Source organism: Streptomyces sp. NPDC033165, from assembly GCF_055577965.1.
The window spans coordinates 844,658-860,030 of record NZ_JBVIPK010000001.1 but is presented as its reverse complement, the minus strand read 5'-3'; the positions used below and the strand labels follow the sequence as shown (position 1 = coordinate 860,030).

Here is a 15,373-nt window from a genome sequence, read left to right as displayed (position 1 = left end):
CGCACCCCCCACTTCCTCCCTTGCTCCCCTTGCTCACTCACGCACGTCTCGACCTCGCTGCCGCGAGCAGCGCTTCATGACCAGCCCCCGCGGTTCTCCCGGACCGCCGAACTCCGTAGGGACGACCCCATGCAGTCACCACCGCAGACCGCACAGGATCAGCCGACGCAGCACCCCGAGGACTGGAGCGCACAGGACCGGAGCGCACAGGACTGGAGCGCGCTCGACCAGCGGGCCGTCGACACCGCCCGCGCCCTGGCCATGGACGCCGTGCAGCACGCCGGGCACGGACACCCGGGAACGGCGATGAGCCTCGCCCCGGCCGCGTACGTCCTCTTCCAGAAGGTCATGTCCCACGACCCCGCCGACCCCGGCTGGGAGGGGCGGGACCGGTTCGTCCTCTCCGCCGGTCACGCCAGCCTGCTGCTGTACGTCCAGCTGATGCTGGCGGGCTACCCGCTGACCCTGGACGACCTCAAGGCCTTCCGCCGCCACGGCAGCCTCACCCCCGGACACCCCGAGCACGGGCACACCCCCGGGGTGGAGACCACCACCGGGCCGCTGGGGCAGGGCATCGCCAACGCGGTGGGCATGGCCATGGCCGCCCGCTACGAGCGGGGGCTCTACGACCCCGAGGCCGCCACCGGCACCTCCCCCTTCGACCACACGGTCTGGGTCATCGCGGGCGACGGCGACCTCCAGGAAGGCGTGTGCGCCGAGGCCTCGTCGCTCGCCGGACACCAGAAGCTGGGCAACCTCGTCGTGCTCTACGACGACAACCACATCTCGATCGAGGGGGACACCAGCACCGCGTTCTCCGAGGACGTCCTCCAGCGGTACGCCTCCTACGGCTGGCACGTGCAGCGGGTGGAGCCGAAGCCCGACGGCGACCTGGACCCCCGTGCCCTGCGCGAGGCGTTCCTCGCCGCCAAGGAGGTACGCGACCGGCCCACCCTGATCGCCGCGCGCTCGGTCATCGCCTGGCCCGCCCCCCGGGCCAAGGGCACCGCCGCCGCGCACGGGGCCGCCCTCGGCGCGGAGGAGGTCGCGGCCACCAAGGAGGTCCTCGGCCTCGACCCGGCCCGCTCCTTCCACGTACCGGACGAGGTCCTCGCGCACACCCGGACCGCCCTGGTCCGCGGCCGTGCCGCACACACCGCCTGGGCCGGGAAGCTGGCGCAGTGGCGCGACGCCCACCCCCGCCGGGCCGCGGAGTACGACCGGATCACCCAGGGGCAGCCGCCGGCCGGGTGGGAGAACAAGCTCCCCGTCTTCGAGCCCGGCACCTCCGTCGCCACCCGCAAGGCGTCGGGCACCGTGCTCGCCGCGCTGGGGCCGCTGCTGCCCGAGCTGTGGGGCGGCTCCGCCGACCTGGCCGGGTCCAACAACACCACGATCGACAGCAGTTCGTCCTTCCTCCCGCTGGGCAACGACCTGCCGCAGGCCGACCCGTACGGCCGCACCGTGCACTTCGGCATCAGGGAACACGCCATGGCGTCCGTGATGAACGGGGTGGCGCTGCACGGCGCGACCCGCATCTACGGGGGCACCTTCCTGGTCTTCTCCGACTACATGCGCCCCGCCGTGCGGCTCGCCGCGCTGATGCGGCTCCCGGTCACCTATGTGTGGACCCACGACTCGATCGGGCTCGGCGAGGACGGCCCCACCCACCAGCCGGTCGAGCAGCTCGCCACCCTGCGGGCCATCCCCGGGCTGAACGTCGTCCGCCCCGCCGACGCCAACGAGACGGCGGCCGCCTGGGCGGAGATCCTGCGCCGGCACAGCGTCGCCCCGGCCCCGCACGGGATCGTGCTGTCCCGGCAGAACCTGCCCGTCTACCCGCCCAACGAGCTTGTCGCGCGCGGCGGTTACATCTTCCGTGAGGCCGACGGCGGGGTTCCGCAGGCGCTGCTCGTGGCCACCGGTTCCGAGGTGTCCCTCGCGGTCGCCGCCCAGGAGCTGCTGGCGAAGCGCGGTATCGCGGCCCGGGTGGTGTCGATGCCCTGCCTGGAATGGTTCATGGAGCAGGACCGCTCCTACCGGGACCAGGTGCTGCCCCCCGACGTACGCGTACGGGTGACGGTCGAGGCCGGAGTGGGTCTCGGCTGGGACCGCATCGCGGGCGAGGCGGGGCACGTGATGTCCCTGGAGCGGTTCGGCGCCTCGGCCGACGGCGCGCTGCTCTTCCGCGAGTTCGGCTTCACCCCCGAGGCGGTCGCCGCCGAGGTGGAGACCGCCCTGGAGAAGGCGGCCCGCCGATGACACCGCAGATTTCCCGGCTGCGCCCGCTGTCGGCGCGCATCCCCGGCTCCAAGAGCATCACCACCAGGGCCCTGCTCCTGGCGGCGGCGGCGAAGGGCACCAGCACGCTGTGGGCCCCTCTGGTCAGCCACGACACCCTCGCCTTCAGGGCGGCCCTCGGCAGCCTCGGTGTGGCGGTCGAGACCAGCCCCAGCGACCAGTTCTGGGATGTGACCGGCAACGGCCGCGGCCCCGTCGGCACGGGCGAGGTGTGGTGCGCCGACGCCGGTACGGCGGCCCGCTTCCTGCCCCCGTTCAGTGCGGCGGGCGAGGGGACCTTCACCTTCGACGGCTCCGAACAGCTCCGGGCCCGGCCGCTGAGCCCGCTGATGAAGGCCATGACCGCGCTCGGCGCCGAGCTGGAGACCCCGGTCCCGGGGCGCTTCCCGCTGACCGTGCGGGCCGGCGGTCTGGAGGGCGGCGAGCTGCGGGTGGACTCCTCCATGAGCAGCCAGTTCCTCAGCGGCCTGCTGATGACCGCCCCCCTGATGCGGCGTCCGGTCCGGGCCGACCTGAGCGGCTCCGTCAGCCGCCCCTACCTGGACATGACGCTGGCCCTGATGCGGCGCTTCGGCGCGGACGTGCGGGAGTCCGGGGACGGGGTGGTCGAGGTGCGGCCGGGCGGCTACCGGCCCGCCGCCGTCGTCATCGAACCCGACGCCTCCACCGCCTCGTACGTCTTCGCGGCCGCCGCCGCGACCGGCCACCGGGTGACCGTGCCCGGCCTCTGCGGCCGCAGCCTCCAGGGCGACCTGCGGTTCGTGGACACCCTGCGGCAGCTGGGCGCCCAGGTGGAGGTGTCCGACCGGGACGTCACCGTGACCGGCACCGGACGGCTGCGCGGCGGTCTCACCCTCGACATGGGCGACATCTCCGACACCTTCATGACCCTGGCGGCGATCGCTCCGCTCGCCGACGCGCCCCTGACCGTCGGCGGGGTGCGCCACGCCCGGTTCAAGGAGTCGGACCGCATAGCGGCGGTGGCGCAGAACCTGCGCGCCTGCGGCATCCGGGTGGACGAGACGGAGGACTCGGTCACCGTCCACCCCGGCCCGCTGCGGCCCGCCCGCATCGCCTGCCACCGCGACCACCGGATCGCCATGGCGTTCTCGGTCCTGGGGCTGGCCGCGCAGGTTCCGCTGACGCTCGACGACCCGTCCTGCGTCACGAAGACCTTCCCCGGCTTCCACCAGGAGATGGCGCGGCTCTTCCCGTACTACGAAGTGCCGGAGTACCGCTGATGACCACGTACGCGCGCCGGAGGAAGGCGCAGCCCGAAGCCCACAGGAAAGCAGGGAAAGGATGAGCAGGTTGCGCTGGCTGACCGCGGGGGAGTCGCACGGCCCCGCACTCGTCGCGACGTTGGAGGGGCTTCCCGCCGGGGTCCCGGTCACCACGGAGCTGGTGGCGCGGGCCCTGGCCCGGCGGCGGCTCGGCTACGGCCGGGGCGCGCGGATGAAGTTCGAGCAGGACGAGGTGACCTTCCTCGGTGGCGTACGCCACGGCCTCACCCTGGGCTCCCCGGTCGCCGTCATGGTCGGCAACACCGAGTGGCCCAAGTGGGAGCAGGTCATGTCGGCCGACCCGGTCGACCCCGCCGAACTCGCGGGCCTCGCCCGCAACGCCCCCCTGACCCGCCCGCGTCCGGGCCACGCCGATCTGGCGGGGATGCAGAAGTACGGCTTCGAGGAGGCGCGCCCCGTGCTGGAGCGCGCCAGCGCCCGGGAGACCGCGGCGCGGGTGGCACTCGGGGCGGTGGCCCGCTCGTATCTGAAGGAGACGGCCGGGATCGAGATCGTCAGCCATGTCGTGGAGCTGGGCGCCGCGCAGGCCCCGTACGGGGACGTGCCCGGACCCGGCGACGTGGAGCGGCTCGACGCGGACCCGGTGCGCTGCCTGGACGCCGACGCGTCCAAGGCGATGGTCGCCGAGATCGACCAGGCCCACCGGGACGGCGACACTCTGGGCGGCGTCGTCGAGGTCGTCGCCCACGGGGTGCCCGTCGGGCTCGGCTCGCACGTGCACTGGGACCGGCGGCTGGACGCCCGGCTCGCCGCCGCGCTCATGGGCATCCAGGCGATCAAGGGGGTCGAGGTCGGCGACGGCTTCGGTCTGGCGCGCGTGCCCGGCTCGCGGGCCCACGACGAGATCGTGCCCACCGCCGACGGCGTCCGGCGCTCCTCCGGCCGCTCCGGCGGCACCGAGGGCGGCCTGACCACCGGTGAACTCCTGCGCGTACGGGCCGCGATGAAGCCCATCGCGACGGTTCCGCACGCCCTGGCCACCGTGGACGTCAGCACCGGCGAAGCGGCCGTCGCGCACCACCAGCGCTCGGACGTCTGCGCGGTGCCCGCCGCCGGGATCGTGGCGGAGGCGATGGTGGCCCTGGTCCTCGCGGACGCGGTGGCGGAGAAGTTCGGCGGCGACAGCGTGGCCGAGACCCGTCGTAACGTCTCCGGTTTCCTCGCCCACCTGGAGATCTCATGACCTCCCCCCTGGCCGTGCTCGTCGGCCCGCCCGGCGTGGGCAAGTCCTCCGTCGCACGCATCCTCGCGGCACGTACGGGCACGGCGGTACGCGACACCGACCAGGACATCGAGCGGCTGACCGGCCGGACCGTCAGCCAGATCTTCGCCGAACGGGGCGAGCGGCACTTCCGCGCCATCGAGCACGAGGCGGTCCGCGCCGCGCTGCACGAGCACTCCGGGGTGCTCGCCCTGGGCGGCGGGGCCGTCGTGCGGGCGGGGACGCGCGAGGCGCTGCGCGGGCTGCCGGTCGTCTTCCTGGACGCCACTCTCGCCGATGTCCGGGAACGCCTGGGGGACGACGACTCCCGGCCGCTGCTGCGGGACGACTTCGCGAACCGGTGGCTCGGCCTGATGGCCACGCGGCGCCCGCTGTACCTGTCGGTGGCCCGGGCCGTGGTGTCCACGCACGGGCGCACCCCGGGGCAGGTCGCCTCGGCGGTGCAGTCCGAGCTGATCGGCGCGTCCGTGGGGGCCCTGCCATGACCGTCGTCCGCATCCCCGTCGCGGGGAGCGCCGGGAGCGACCCGTACGACGTCCTCGTCGGGCGTCGGCTCATGGGCGCCGTCGGTGAGCTGGCCGGGCAGGCCCACCGCGTCGCGGTGATCCATCCGGCGGCGCTGGCCCCGCTGGGCGAGACCGTGCGCGCGGACCTCGCCGCCCAGGGCTTCGAGGCGATCGCCGTCGAGGTGCCGGACGCGGAGGAGGCCAAGACCGCCGAGGCCGCCGCCCGCTGCTGGTCGGCCCTCGGGCGGGCCGGGTTCACCCGCAGCGATGTGATCGTCGGCGTCGGCGGCGGTGCCACCACCGACCTGGCCGGTTTCGTCGCGGCCAGCTGGCTGCGCGGGGTGCGGTGGGTCGCGGTGCCCACCACCGTCCTCGGCATGGTCGACGCGGCCGTCGGCGGCAAGACCGGGATCAACACCGCGGAGGGCAAGAACCTCGTCGGCGCCTTCCACCCCCCGGCCGGCGTGCTCTGCGACCTCGCCGCGCTCGACTCACTGCCGGTCCACGACTACGTCTCCGGCCTCGCCGAGATCATCAAGGCGGGCTTCATCGCCGACCCGGTCATCCTCGGCCTGATCGAGGCCGACCCGGAGGCCGCCCGCAGCCCCGAGGGGAAGCACACCGCCGAGCTGATCGAGCGGGCGATCCGGGTCAAGGCGGACGTCGTGTCGGAGGACCTCAAGGAGTCCGGCCGGCGCGAGATCCTCAACTACGGGCACACCCTGGCCCACGCCATCGAACGGAACGAGGGCTACCGCCTCCGGCACGGCGAGGCCGTCTCCGTCGGCCTGGTCTTCGCCGCGGAACTCGGCCGCGCGACAGGCCGCCTGGACGATGCCACCGCCGACCGGCACCGCACGGTCCTGCGCTCGGTGGGCCTTCCGGTGGCCTACCGGGGTGACCAGTGGACCCGGCTCCTGGCCACCATGCGGCTCGACAAGAAGGCGCGCGGCGATCTGCTGCGGTTCATCGTCCTGGACGGCCTGGCCAGGCCCGCCGTACTGGAGGGCCCCGACCCGGCGCTCCTGCGCACCGTCTACGCCGGGGGCTGCGCCTCGACGGGGGCCGTCCCGGCCTCGCGCACCGGCTCCTTTCCGGCCTCCTCCACCGGCTCCGCCGCGCGGAAGGCCGAGCGGTGACGGCGCGCCCACGCCCGGAACGTACCGGGCTCCCGGCCGGTCGCCTCCCGGACCCCGTGGTCCACGGCGCTCTTGGCTCCCCGGGCCTGCCGGTCCGCGCTTTCGAGGAGTGCCGCCGCGAGGGCGTCGGGGTAGCGGGAGCGCCACATGGCCAGGGCCTCCGCCCCGGTCAGCTCCTCGTGGCGCACCGGACGGCCGAGGACCTCGCCGAGCTGCGCGGCCTGCTGCCGGGCCGACAGGGCGGCCGGACCCGTCAGCGCGTACGCGCGTCCCGCGCACTCCGGGGAGGTCAGGGCACGGGCGGCGGCCTCCGCCACGTCCCGGGGGTCGACGCAGGAGTTCGCGGAAGCGCCGTGCAGCGTGCGCACGACGCCCTCGTCGCGCACGGACCGTGTCCAGTCCAGGCAGTTGGACATGAAGGCGCGGGGGCGCAGCAGCGTCCAGGACATCCCGGACGCCCGTACGCGCTCCTCGCACGCCCGCTGCCAGCGGGTGATCGCGTCCTGCGCCTGCGGGTCGGTCACCGCGAGGGCCGAGACCTTCACGACGTGCCGGACCCCGGCCCGGCGCGCGGCGGTGAGGAGGTGCTCGTCGTGGGTGTCCCGCAGGGGGTCGAACGTGACCGCGAGGAGCGCGTCCGCCCCGGCCAGCGCCCGCGTCAGCGAGGAGGTGTCGTCCAGGTCCGCCTCGACGGCCGCGCCGGGCACCGGTAGGCGGGCCGCCGCCCGCTCCGGGGAGCGGGTCAGGCAGCGCAGGTCGTACTGCGGGGCGAGGAGGCGGGCCACCCGGCTCCCCACCGTCCCCGTCGCGCCCGTCAGTGCAATACGCAAGGCCTCTCTCCTCTCTCCGGCTCCATGACTATCACCACGGCTGGCCCGGGGGCGATCACTATGCAAAGATAATAATGAGCACTATGTTTTTTGTCGGGCGGCCGTTCCCCCCGCCGCTCCGCGGCCCGGCCGCACTCACCCTGGAGGAAGTACGTTGACCACGAACAGCACAACACCCCGCCGGGCCTGGCTCGGCTTCACCCTGGTCCTCAGCCTGGTCGGGCTGGTGGCGATGGACAACTCCGTGCTCTACCTCGCGATGCCGAGCATCAACGAGGCGATCTCCCCCAGCGCGGGCCAGTCCCTGTGGATCGTCGACATCTACGGCTTCGTGGTGGCCTCGCTGCTCATCGCGTTCGGCAACTTCGGCGACCGGCACGGCCGGCTGAAGTTCCTGCTCGGCGGCGCGATGCTCTTCGGCATCGGATCGGCGGGCGCCACCTTCGCCACCAGCCCGGAACTCCTCATCACCTCACGCGGGCTGATGGGTCTCGGTGGCGCGACGCTGCTGCCCTCGGGCCTGGCGATCGTCAGCAACCTCTTCCCCGACGCGAAGCAGCGGGCCCGGGCGATCGGGATCTTCGCGGCCACCTTCGCGGCGGGCTTCGCGGTCGGCCCGGTCGCGGGCGGTCTGCTCCTCGACCGCTTCTGGTGGGGCTCGGTGTTCCTGATCAACCTCCCCGTCGTGGTGGTCTTCCTGGCCTTCGCCCCGAAGCTCCTCAAGGAGGTCCGGGAGGCCCGGCCCGGCCGGGTGGACGCGCTGAGCGTGGCGCAGTCGGCGGTCGGCATCCTGCTCGCCGTCTACTCCGTCAAGGCCGCCGCGGCCGAGGGGTTCTCGCTGGAGCAGCTCGCCATCGGCGTGCTGGGTGTGGCCATCCTGGTCTGGTTCGTGCGCCGGCAGTTCACGCTGGAGGAGCCGCTGCTCGACCTCGGCCTCTTCCGTGACCGGGTCTTCACGGTCGCCGTACTGACCGGGCTCCTCTCCCTGGTGGCCTGGGCCGCGGCCGGGTACCTCAGCGGTGTCTACCTCCAGTCGGTGCTCGGCTTCACCGTGCTCACCGCGGCGTTCCTCGCCCTGCCCGGCGCGGCCGTGCTCACCGTGGCCTGCATCGGCACGGCCGGTGTGGTCGACCGGATCGGCAAGCGGGCCTCGCTGATCGCCTCGCACTTCTTCATCGGCACCGGGCTCCTGCTGCTGGTGTTCACCGGCACCTCCGCCGGTGCGGCGCTGTACGTCGCCTCCACCGTCATCGCGGGCGTCGGCTACGGGCTCTCCTTCAGCCTGGTCGCGGAGACCGCCGTCGCGGCGGTGCCCGCCGAGCGGGCCGGTTCGGCCGGGGCGATCGCGGAGATGAGCAACGAGTTGGGCGGCGCGCTCGGCATCTCCCTGCTCGGCTCGCTCGCCGCGTTCTTCTTCCGCCTCCTCGGCCCCGGTACGGCGGGCACGCTCGACACGACGCTGTCCACGCCGGGGCTGTCCGACGAGACGGCCGCCCAGGCCAAGGACGCCTTCGTCACCGGACTGCACGCGGCGATCGGCGTCGCGGCCGCGCTCACGCTCGCGCTCGGCGTCCTCGCGGTGCGCTGGCTGCCGCGCGAGGACCGGGACGCGACGGCCGAGGCCCCGGACCGGCAGGAGCAGACCGTGTCCTGAGGACGTGGGACCCGCGACAGGACGTGGGACCCGCGACCCGCCCCCGGCGTACGTGTTCCGAGTACGCCAGGGGGCGGGCGCGGGCCGTTCAGCGCCGCTCGGCCCGTACGGTCACCGACTCGGGCTCGTCGCCCCCGCTCTGCTGGTTCAGCACGCGCAACGCGTCCGCGGAGGTCGCGTCGTTGGGGGTGTAGATCTCGACGCGGTGGTCGGGGCTGTCGGGCTGGAGCCACACCTGGTAGTCCACGCTCACCGCGCCGACGGTGGGATGCTGCAGATGCATGGCCCCCGTCGTGCAGTCGGAGACGTCACCCGTCGCCCACATCGCGCCGAAGTCCGGGCTGTTCATGGTGAGTTCCCCGATGAGTCCGGCGAGCCGGGAGTCCGTGGGATAGCGGCCGGCGGTGAGACGCAGATAGGCGACGTGGACCTTGGCGAGATCCGGCCAGTTGCGGTACATGTCGCGGGTGTGCGGGTCGAGGAAGAACATCCGCGGGATCGAGGGACGCTCCGCCGGATTCCGCGGCGCCTCGTAGGGGATGTGCTCGGCGACCAGCGCGTGCCCGGTGCGGTTCCACGCGAGGACGTCGCCCCGCCTGCCGAGCACCACCGCGGGCGTGGCCTCGCCCAGGGACTCCAGGAGGGTCAGAACCCGCGCGTGGGGCTCCTCGCGGGGCGGCTCGCCCAGACCGGGCTTCACCGACTGCCGGGCGAGGTTGTGCAGATGGACGGTCTCCACCTGATCGAGCCGGAGCACCCGGGCGAGCGCGTCGAGCACCTGCTCGGAAGCGGTCTCCGCCTGCCCCTGCTCCAGCCGCGTGTAGTACCCCGCACTCACCCCCGCGAGCTGAGCCAGCTCCTCCCGTCTGAGACCGGGGACCCGGCGGGAGGTGCCGTAGGTCAGCAGACCGATCTCAGCCGGAGTGACCCGGTCACGGCGGCTCTTCAGGAACGTTCCGAGGCTCTCCATGCATCCGAGCGTAGAGCGCCCGCCCGCCCCGTGGGTGTACCTGTCGGGTGTACCCACACCACAGGGATGGCTGTCGGCCGCGCCGTGGCCGAGCCTCGGCACCATGACTCAACAGCATGCGCACAACGCACCCGGACTGCGGGCCTGGCTCGGGCTCGCGGTGGTCCTCGGCCCGGTCCTCCTCGTCTCCATGGACGGATCGATCCTGTTCCTGGCGATGCCCCGGATCAGCCAGGCCCTCTCGCCCACCGCCGACCAGGCGCTGTGGATCCTGGACATCTACGGCTTCGCCGTCGGCTCGCTGCTGGTCGCCTTCGGCAGCATCGGCGACCGCTACGGGCGGCTGAAGCTCCTGATGATCGGCGCGACCGTGTTCGGGCTCGGCTCCGCCGGGGCCGCGTTCGCGCCGACCCCCGAACTCCTCATCGCCTGCCGGGCGCTGATGGGCGTGGCCGGCGCGACCCTGCTGCCCTCGGCGCTGGCCGTGCTGAGCGAACTCTTCCCGGACCCCCGGCGCCGGGCTCAGGCCATCGGCATCTTCGCCGCAGCCTTCGCGGCCGGTTTCGCCATCGGCCCGGTCGTCGGCGGCGCCCTCCTCGGGTCGTTCTGGTGGGGCTCGGTCTTCCTCGTCAACCTCCCCGTCATCGTGGTGTTCCTGGTGTTCGCGCCGGTCCTCCTCGGCGAGGTCAGGGCGGGCGGAACCGGCCGCGTCGACCCGCTCAGCGTGGTGACCTCCGCCGGAGGCCTGCTGCTCACGATCTACGGCATCAAGCACCTGGCCGCCGACGGCATCTCGGCCCTGCCGATCACCACGATGATCCTCGGCATCGCCGTACTGACCTTCTTCGGCCTGCGCCAACGGCACCTCGAAACCCCGCTGATCGACTTCTCCCTCTTCCGCGACCGCGTCTTCAGCATCGCCATCATCACGGGCCTGCTGCCCCTGGCCGCGTGGTCGGCGGCGGCCTATCTGTCCGGCATCTACCTCCAGTCCGTACTGGGCCTGAGCGTCCTGAACGCGGCGCTCCTGGCGCTCCCGGGCGCGGTGGCCCTCACCCTCTCGTGCATCATCACGCCCGCCGTCGTCGAACGCATCGGCAAGCGGGCCGCGCTCCTCGTCTGCCACTTCTCGATCGCGGGCGGCCTGTTGCTGCTGCTCCCCACCACGGTCACCGCCGGGATCGGCTGGTACATCGCCTCGACCGTGATCGCCGGACTGGGATACGGCATCTCCTTCGCCGTCGTCGCGGACACCGCGGTCGGCGCGGTCCCCGCGGAGCGGGCGGGCTCGGCCGGCGCGATCGCCGAGACCAGCAACGAGATCGGCAACGCCCTCGGTATCGCGATCCTCGGCTCGCTCGCCGCGCTGCTCTTCCGTCTCCAGGGCCCGGACCTCGCCCCCACGCTCGACGAGACCCTCCAGCTGCCCTCCCTGCTCCCGTCCGCGATCCAGGACGCGAAGAGCGCGTTCGTCACGGGCCTGCACGTGGTCGTGGTGGTGGCAGGCCTGCTGCATGCCGCACTCGGAACGGCAGCGCTGCGCTGGCTCCCCAAGCAGGGGGCGGACGGTCCGGACTCCGGCAGCCACGAGAAGGCGGCGGAGGAACCGGTGGTGACCAGGTCATAGTGCCGGTCGCGAGCACGTCATAGCTGCTCCGGTCGCGGCCAGGCGGTATCTCGCACGGCCGCGACCAGGCCGTATGCCACCTGGCCGGCGACCAGGCGGTATCTCACACGGCCAGCGGCACCGCGTGGATCTCGTCCGCCGTGTGGCCCGCGCGTTCGTGGATGCGCTGGACGGCTTCCGCGGAGGGGGCGGTGGACAGGCAGTAGACCGTGCCCGACTCCGGGTCCGCCCAGGCCCGTTCGAAGTGAACGCCCTCTTCCTTCTCGATCGCGGTGTCCGCCGCGTGGGCCTCCTTCAACTGCTCGGATGTGATGCCCTTCATACCGCGGTGGACATCCATATACGTTCCCATGGCCTGCGCACCTCCGATGGTGGGGTGGTGGCCCCCCTTCCATGCTGCACCTGATGCCGTGCGGCGGCGCGGGCAGAGACGGGGACGCGGCGGTAGAGCCTGTCGGCCCCGGACCCCGGGGCTACCAGGCGCCCCGGTCGAGGATGCCGAGGACGAGGACGGCCACCGCGGTGATCAGGAACGAGATGCCGCCCACGATGTCGCGGGAGCCGACCCGCAGGTGGGCGATGATGGCGCCGATGAAGTAGAGGATGAGCCCGATGGCGGCGAGCGTCCCCAGCAGCGGCACGGCGAGCCCGGCCAGCAGCCCCAGGGCGCCCGCTGCCAGCAACAGGCCCAGAACCGGGACGTACTTCCGGGGAATCCCCTTCATGTCCGCCTGGGTCTTGGGGTATTCGTGGCCGATCAGATACGTGACGGCGGCAGCACCGTTGAAGAGCACGCCGAGGACCGTGACCGTGATGAAGGCGATGTGCACGTTCTCTCCAGCCTGGGGCCCGTGGTGCGATGTGACGGTGCTGTCGGGGCAGGGTGTGCTCTTGGTGCGCTGATGATCGTACATGGCGTCAGCTGCGCGTAACTGACCTTCTGTGAAAGATAGTTCGGCTGAAATTGCGCGAAGCCCCTGACCGGAAACCGACGTGCGGGTTCTGGCCAGGGGGCTTTGATCCCCGCGCTGTTCGCTCTCCCCTACCGCCCCGTCTCCACCCGCAGCTCCGCCATCCCCGCGGGCTTCTCCGGGGCCTCGGACCGCACCGTCACCCGCACCTTGCGGGCCGTGGCGCCGGGCAGGTACGGGCGCCAGAAGCGGCCGTCGAGCGAGGTCTCCAGAGTGTGGGAGGCGGGCGGTACGTCGCTCCAGCGCGGGGTCACCGACGCGATCCGGAGCGGGCGGGCGCCCAGGTCCACCGTCAGGCTCCCCGTCGCACCGCCCGGAGACCAGGACGTCGCCGGACTGCCGTCCACCGCCGCCTCCGCGTACAGGCCCGGGGCCTCCGAGTCCGCTGTCACCGGGCGGCAGCGCGCCACGTCGGCCGTCGGGGCCAGGTCGGGGCGGCGCGTGGGCAGGGTGAGGGCCGAGGAGAGCAGGCGCGGGCCCTCGGCCGTACGCACGGTGAACGGGGTGCCCGAGGTCAGGCGGACCGTGGTGGTGCGGGCGCCGATCTCGACCTCGTACGTCGCGTCCCGGTGGCGCAGGCCCTTCAGCGTGACGCCCTCGCCCAGCTGCGGCGGCAGCATCGGGTCCAGGCGCACCCCGTCCTCGCGGAGGCGCAGGCCCGTCAGGCCGTGGGTGAACACCTGGAGGAAGCCGCCCTTCCCGGTCAGGAAGTCGTCGGCCGGGAAACCGGACAGCGGGTCCTCGGCACCGGACTTCTCCCCCCGCGCCTCGGAGAACAGGTCGTACGGGCCCCGCAGATACGGCCGTACCGCGCGCTGGAGATACGTGTACGTCGAGCAGCCCGGCTCCCCGGCCCCGGCCGCGGCGATCGCGTGCACCGAGTCCGTCATGGCCGGGCCGTCCGGGTCGGTGCGGGCCGCGTAGTAGTCGAGGGTGGCGGCTGCGGCGCCGGGCTCCATCGGCCACTCCAGCGGGTACATGAGCAGCACGGTGTCCGCCTGCTTGATCGTGGAGCCGTTGTACCCCGCGTACTGGAGGAAGACCTTCCGCTCCGCGTCGTACGGGATGCGCAGCCCGTCCGCGACCCTGTTCCAGCCAGCGGGCGGGCGGTGGCCGAGGAGTCCGGCGGCGCGGGTCGCGTTGCGCAGGGCGGTGGCGGCGACGGCGTTGGTGAAGACGCCGTCGTCGACGCCGTTGCTGTACTCGTCGGGCCCCGCCACGTTCAGGATCGAGTAGCTGCCGTCCGTGTTCGCCGTGGCGCGGGACCGCCAGAAGTCGGCGATGCCCTTCAGCAGCGGCCAGCCCCGTGCCGCCAGCCAGTCGCGGTCGCCGGTGGCCAGGTAGTACTGCCAGACGGCGAGGGAGACATCGCCCTGGAGGTGGTTCTGGGTCAGGCAGTGCGGCGGGTCCCAGCTGTGGCACTCGGAGTCGAGCCGGCCCCGGCTCGCGCTGGTCCAGGGGTAGAACAGGCCCTCGTAGCCCAGCTTCTCGGCGTTCGCGCGGGCCGCGCCCCGGGTGCGGTAGCGGTACTCGACGACCGAGCGGGCCAGCTCCGGCCGGGTGGCGAGCAGCCCGGGGAACATCCATGTCTCGGCGTCCCAGAACACCAGGCCCGCGTAGTTGTCGCTGGTCAGACCGGCCGGGGCGAGGCCGTCGGCGGAGCCGCGCCGGGTGCTGGCGAGCAGCCCGTACTGGGCGGAGCGCAGCCAGCCCTGGAGCTCGCGGCTGCCGGGCACCAGGACGTCGGCGGACCAGGCCTCGCGCCAGGCGGCCTCGTTCGCCGCGAAGACCCGGACCCAGCCGCGCCGGGCCGCGCGGTGGGCGGCCTCACGGGCGTCAGCGGCCGGGGCGGCGGAGGTGAGGGCGGTGTCGACGCCGACGTACTTCTCGAAGGTGTACGTCCGGCCCGCGCGCACCGGGGTTCGCTTCGGGGACGTACGGGCGTCCGGCCGCAGCGTCTCGACCACCCCCGAGCCTCGCCGCATCGTCTGGACGACGGCCCCCTCGATCCCGGTGCCGTGTGTCCTGAACGTGCCGTCCTCGCGGAGCGTGATCCGGCGCGCGCCCCGGTCGTCGAGCCGCCCGACGACCGTCACCTCGCCGCTCCAGTGCGGGGTGATCCGCAGCCGTACGGCCCCGGTGTGCACGTCCGCGCGGTTGGCCAGCACCTCGTGGACGACGTCGGTGGCCCGGCCGTCGGCGGTCGTCCAGCGCAGGGAGGTGCGGACGAGCCCGCAGCCGAGGAAGAGCGTCTGCCGGTAGTGCGATACCCGCCCCGCGGTGGTGCCGTCCCCGAGGGTCTCCCGGCCGACGCGGACGTCGATGTTCGTCCAGCTCGGCAGCGCGGCGACCACCTCGCGTCCCTCGGTGACGGCCCTGTCCGCGGCGTACAGCCCGGAGACGAACGCCCCGTCGTAGCGAGGGGTGTAGAGCGGCCAGCCGGTCTTCCCGCCGGTGGCCGCGTATCCGGCCCCGGTGGCGGGCACCCGGTGGCCGAGATAGCCGTTCCCGATGTACGGGGCGTATCCGTCGGCCTCACCGAAGCGGGTGGACGTCCGCGTCCAGGCGCCTCCGTTCGCGCCCTGGCCGCAGGCGGGGACGGACGCGGGCGGCGGGGCCGGGGCGGGACCGGGGGAGGGGGACCCGTGGGCGAGGGGCGGCAGCGGGGCGATCAGGGCGGCCGCGAGCAGGGGCGCGAGGACGACGGAGGTACGCGAGAGGCTCACGGTACGAAGGTAGGGAGGCGCTCGCACGCTCGGCGATCACGGCACGCACGGCCCCGGCCATGGCGTGAACACGCCCACCGGATGGAGCAGATCCGCGCCGCCGTACGTGCCGGGGCACGGCGA

The 15,373-nt window shown here is 73.3% G+C and carries 12 protein-coding genes; 7 read left to right on the top strand and 5 right to left on the bottom strand.

Annotation, left to right across the window (positions count from 1 at the left end):
- Positions 1 to 129 precede the first annotated feature (129 nt).
- From tkt to aroB, 5 genes are all read left to right on the top strand, one after another.
- Positions 130 to 2,262, top strand: coding sequence for a transketolase (tkt, locus tag ACZ5WC_RS04080; protein ID WP_468539353.1), 2,133 nt, complete (start codon positions 130 to 132; stop codon positions 2,260 to 2,262).
- Positions 2,259 to 3,542, top strand: a complete 1,284-nt coding sequence (aroA, locus tag ACZ5WC_RS04075; RefSeq protein ID WP_468539352.1) for a 3-phosphoshikimate 1-carboxyvinyltransferase — start codon at positions 2,259 to 2,261, stop codon at positions 3,540 to 3,542. Before tkt ends, aroA begins: the two co-directional genes overlap by 4 nt.
- Positions 3,543 to 3,603: 61 nt before the next feature.
- Positions 3,604 to 4,788, top strand: coding sequence for a chorismate synthase (aroC, locus tag ACZ5WC_RS04070; RefSeq protein ID WP_468539351.1), 1,185 nt, complete (start codon positions 3,604 to 3,606; stop codon positions 4,786 to 4,788).
- Positions 4,785 to 5,312 (top strand): shikimate kinase, encoded by a 528-nt coding sequence (locus tag ACZ5WC_RS04065; RefSeq protein WP_096627246.1) that lies wholly within the window; start codon positions 4,785 to 4,787, stop codon positions 5,310 to 5,312. The genes aroC and ACZ5WC_RS04065 overlap by 4 nt, the downstream gene beginning before the upstream one ends.
- The gene (aroB, locus tag ACZ5WC_RS04060; RefSeq protein ID WP_468539350.1) at positions 5,309 to 6,472 is read left to right on the top strand and encodes a 3-dehydroquinate synthase; all 1,164 of its coding nucleotides are present in this window, start codon (positions 5,309 to 5,311) and stop codon (positions 6,470 to 6,472) included. The genes ACZ5WC_RS04065 and aroB overlap by 4 nt, the downstream gene beginning before the upstream one ends.
- Here aroB and ACZ5WC_RS04055 read toward each other — a convergent pair.
- A complete protein-coding gene (locus ACZ5WC_RS04055) occupies positions 6,370 to 7,302 on the bottom strand; it encodes an NAD(P)H-binding protein (RefSeq protein WP_468539349.1) in 933 nt (310 codons plus the stop codon). The genes aroB and ACZ5WC_RS04055 overlap by 103 nt on opposite strands.
- A gap of 232 nt (positions 7,303 to 7,534) precedes the next feature.
- Here ACZ5WC_RS04055 and ACZ5WC_RS04050 point away from each other — a divergent pair, with 232 nt between their 5' ends.
- Positions 7,535 to 8,956, top strand: a complete 1,422-nt coding sequence (locus tag ACZ5WC_RS04050) for an MFS transporter (protein ID WP_468539411.1) — start codon at positions 7,535 to 7,537, stop codon at positions 8,954 to 8,956.
- Between the two features lie 88 nt (positions 8,957 to 9,044).
- On the opposite strand, the gene ACZ5WC_RS04045 is transcribed toward ACZ5WC_RS04050, so the two are convergent.
- On the bottom strand, positions 9,045 to 9,926 hold the full coding sequence (locus ACZ5WC_RS04045) for a helix-turn-helix transcriptional regulator (RefSeq protein WP_468539348.1): 882 nt from the start codon (positions 9,924 to 9,926) through the stop codon (positions 9,045 to 9,047).
- Between the two features lie 103 nt (positions 9,927 to 10,029).
- Here ACZ5WC_RS04045 and ACZ5WC_RS04040 point away from each other — a divergent pair, with 103 nt between their 5' ends.
- Positions 10,030 to 11,553 carry an MFS transporter gene (locus ACZ5WC_RS04040; protein ID WP_468539347.1) on the top strand — a complete coding sequence of 508 codons (1,524 nt, stop codon included), beginning with the start codon at positions 10,030 to 10,032 and terminating at the stop codon, positions 11,551 to 11,553.
- A 103-nt stretch (positions 11,554 to 11,656) separates the two neighbouring features.
- Here ACZ5WC_RS04040 and ACZ5WC_RS04035 read toward each other — a convergent pair whose 3' ends face one another.
- The 3 genes from ACZ5WC_RS04035 to ACZ5WC_RS04025 all read right to left on the bottom strand — a co-directional run bounded on the left by ACZ5WC_RS04035 (position 11,657) and on the right by ACZ5WC_RS04025 (position 15,250).
- On the bottom strand, positions 11,657 to 11,905 hold the full coding sequence (locus tag ACZ5WC_RS04035; protein WP_096633059.1) for an SCO4226 family nickel-binding protein: 249 nt from the start codon (positions 11,903 to 11,905) through the stop codon (positions 11,657 to 11,659).
- A gap of 121 nt (positions 11,906 to 12,026) precedes the next feature.
- Entirely contained in the window at positions 12,027 to 12,383 is a 357-nt protein-coding gene (locus ACZ5WC_RS04030; protein WP_468539346.1) for a DoxX family protein, read from the bottom strand.
- A 212-nt stretch (positions 12,384 to 12,595) separates the two neighbouring features.
- Complete coding sequence (locus tag ACZ5WC_RS04025) at positions 12,596 to 15,250, bottom strand: glycosyl hydrolase family 65 domain-containing protein (RefSeq protein WP_468539345.1); 2,655 nt, start codon at positions 15,248 to 15,250, stop codon at positions 12,596 to 12,598.
- Between the last annotated feature and the right edge of the window lie 123 nt (positions 15,251 to 15,373).

What these genes read in the sequence shown, in the direction of transcription:
- tkt (WP_468539353.1), top strand. Translation starts at nt 130, where the DNA reads ATGCAGTCACCACCGCAGACCGCACAGGATCAGCCGACGCAGCACCCC.
- aroA (WP_468539352.1), top strand. Translation starts at nt 2,259, where the DNA reads ATGACACCGCAGATTTCCCGGCTGCGCCCGCTGTCGGCGCGCATCCCC.
- aroC (WP_468539351.1), top strand. Translation starts at nt 3,604, where the DNA reads ATGAGCAGGTTGCGCTGGCTGACCGCGGGGGAGTCGCACGGCCCCGCA.
- ACZ5WC_RS04065 (WP_096627246.1), top strand. Translation starts at nt 4,785, where the DNA reads ATGACCTCCCCCCTGGCCGTGCTCGTCGGCCCGCCCGGCGTGGGCAAG.
- aroB (WP_468539350.1), top strand. Translation starts at nt 5,309, where the DNA reads ATGACCGTCGTCCGCATCCCCGTCGCGGGGAGCGCCGGGAGCGACCCG.
- ACZ5WC_RS04050 (WP_468539411.1), top strand. Translation starts at nt 7,535, where the DNA reads ATGGACAACTCCGTGCTCTACCTCGCGATGCCGAGCATCAACGAGGCG.
- ACZ5WC_RS04045 (WP_468539348.1), bottom strand. Translation starts at nt 9,926, where the DNA reads ATGGAGAGCCTCGGAACGTTCCTGAAGAGCCGCCGTGACCGGGTCACT.
- ACZ5WC_RS04040 (WP_468539347.1), top strand. Translation starts at nt 10,030, where the DNA reads ATGACTCAACAGCATGCGCACAACGCACCCGGACTGCGGGCCTGGCTC.
- ACZ5WC_RS04035 (WP_096633059.1), bottom strand. Translation starts at nt 11,905, where the DNA reads ATGGGAACGTATATGGATGTCCACCGCGGTATGAAGGGCATCACATCC.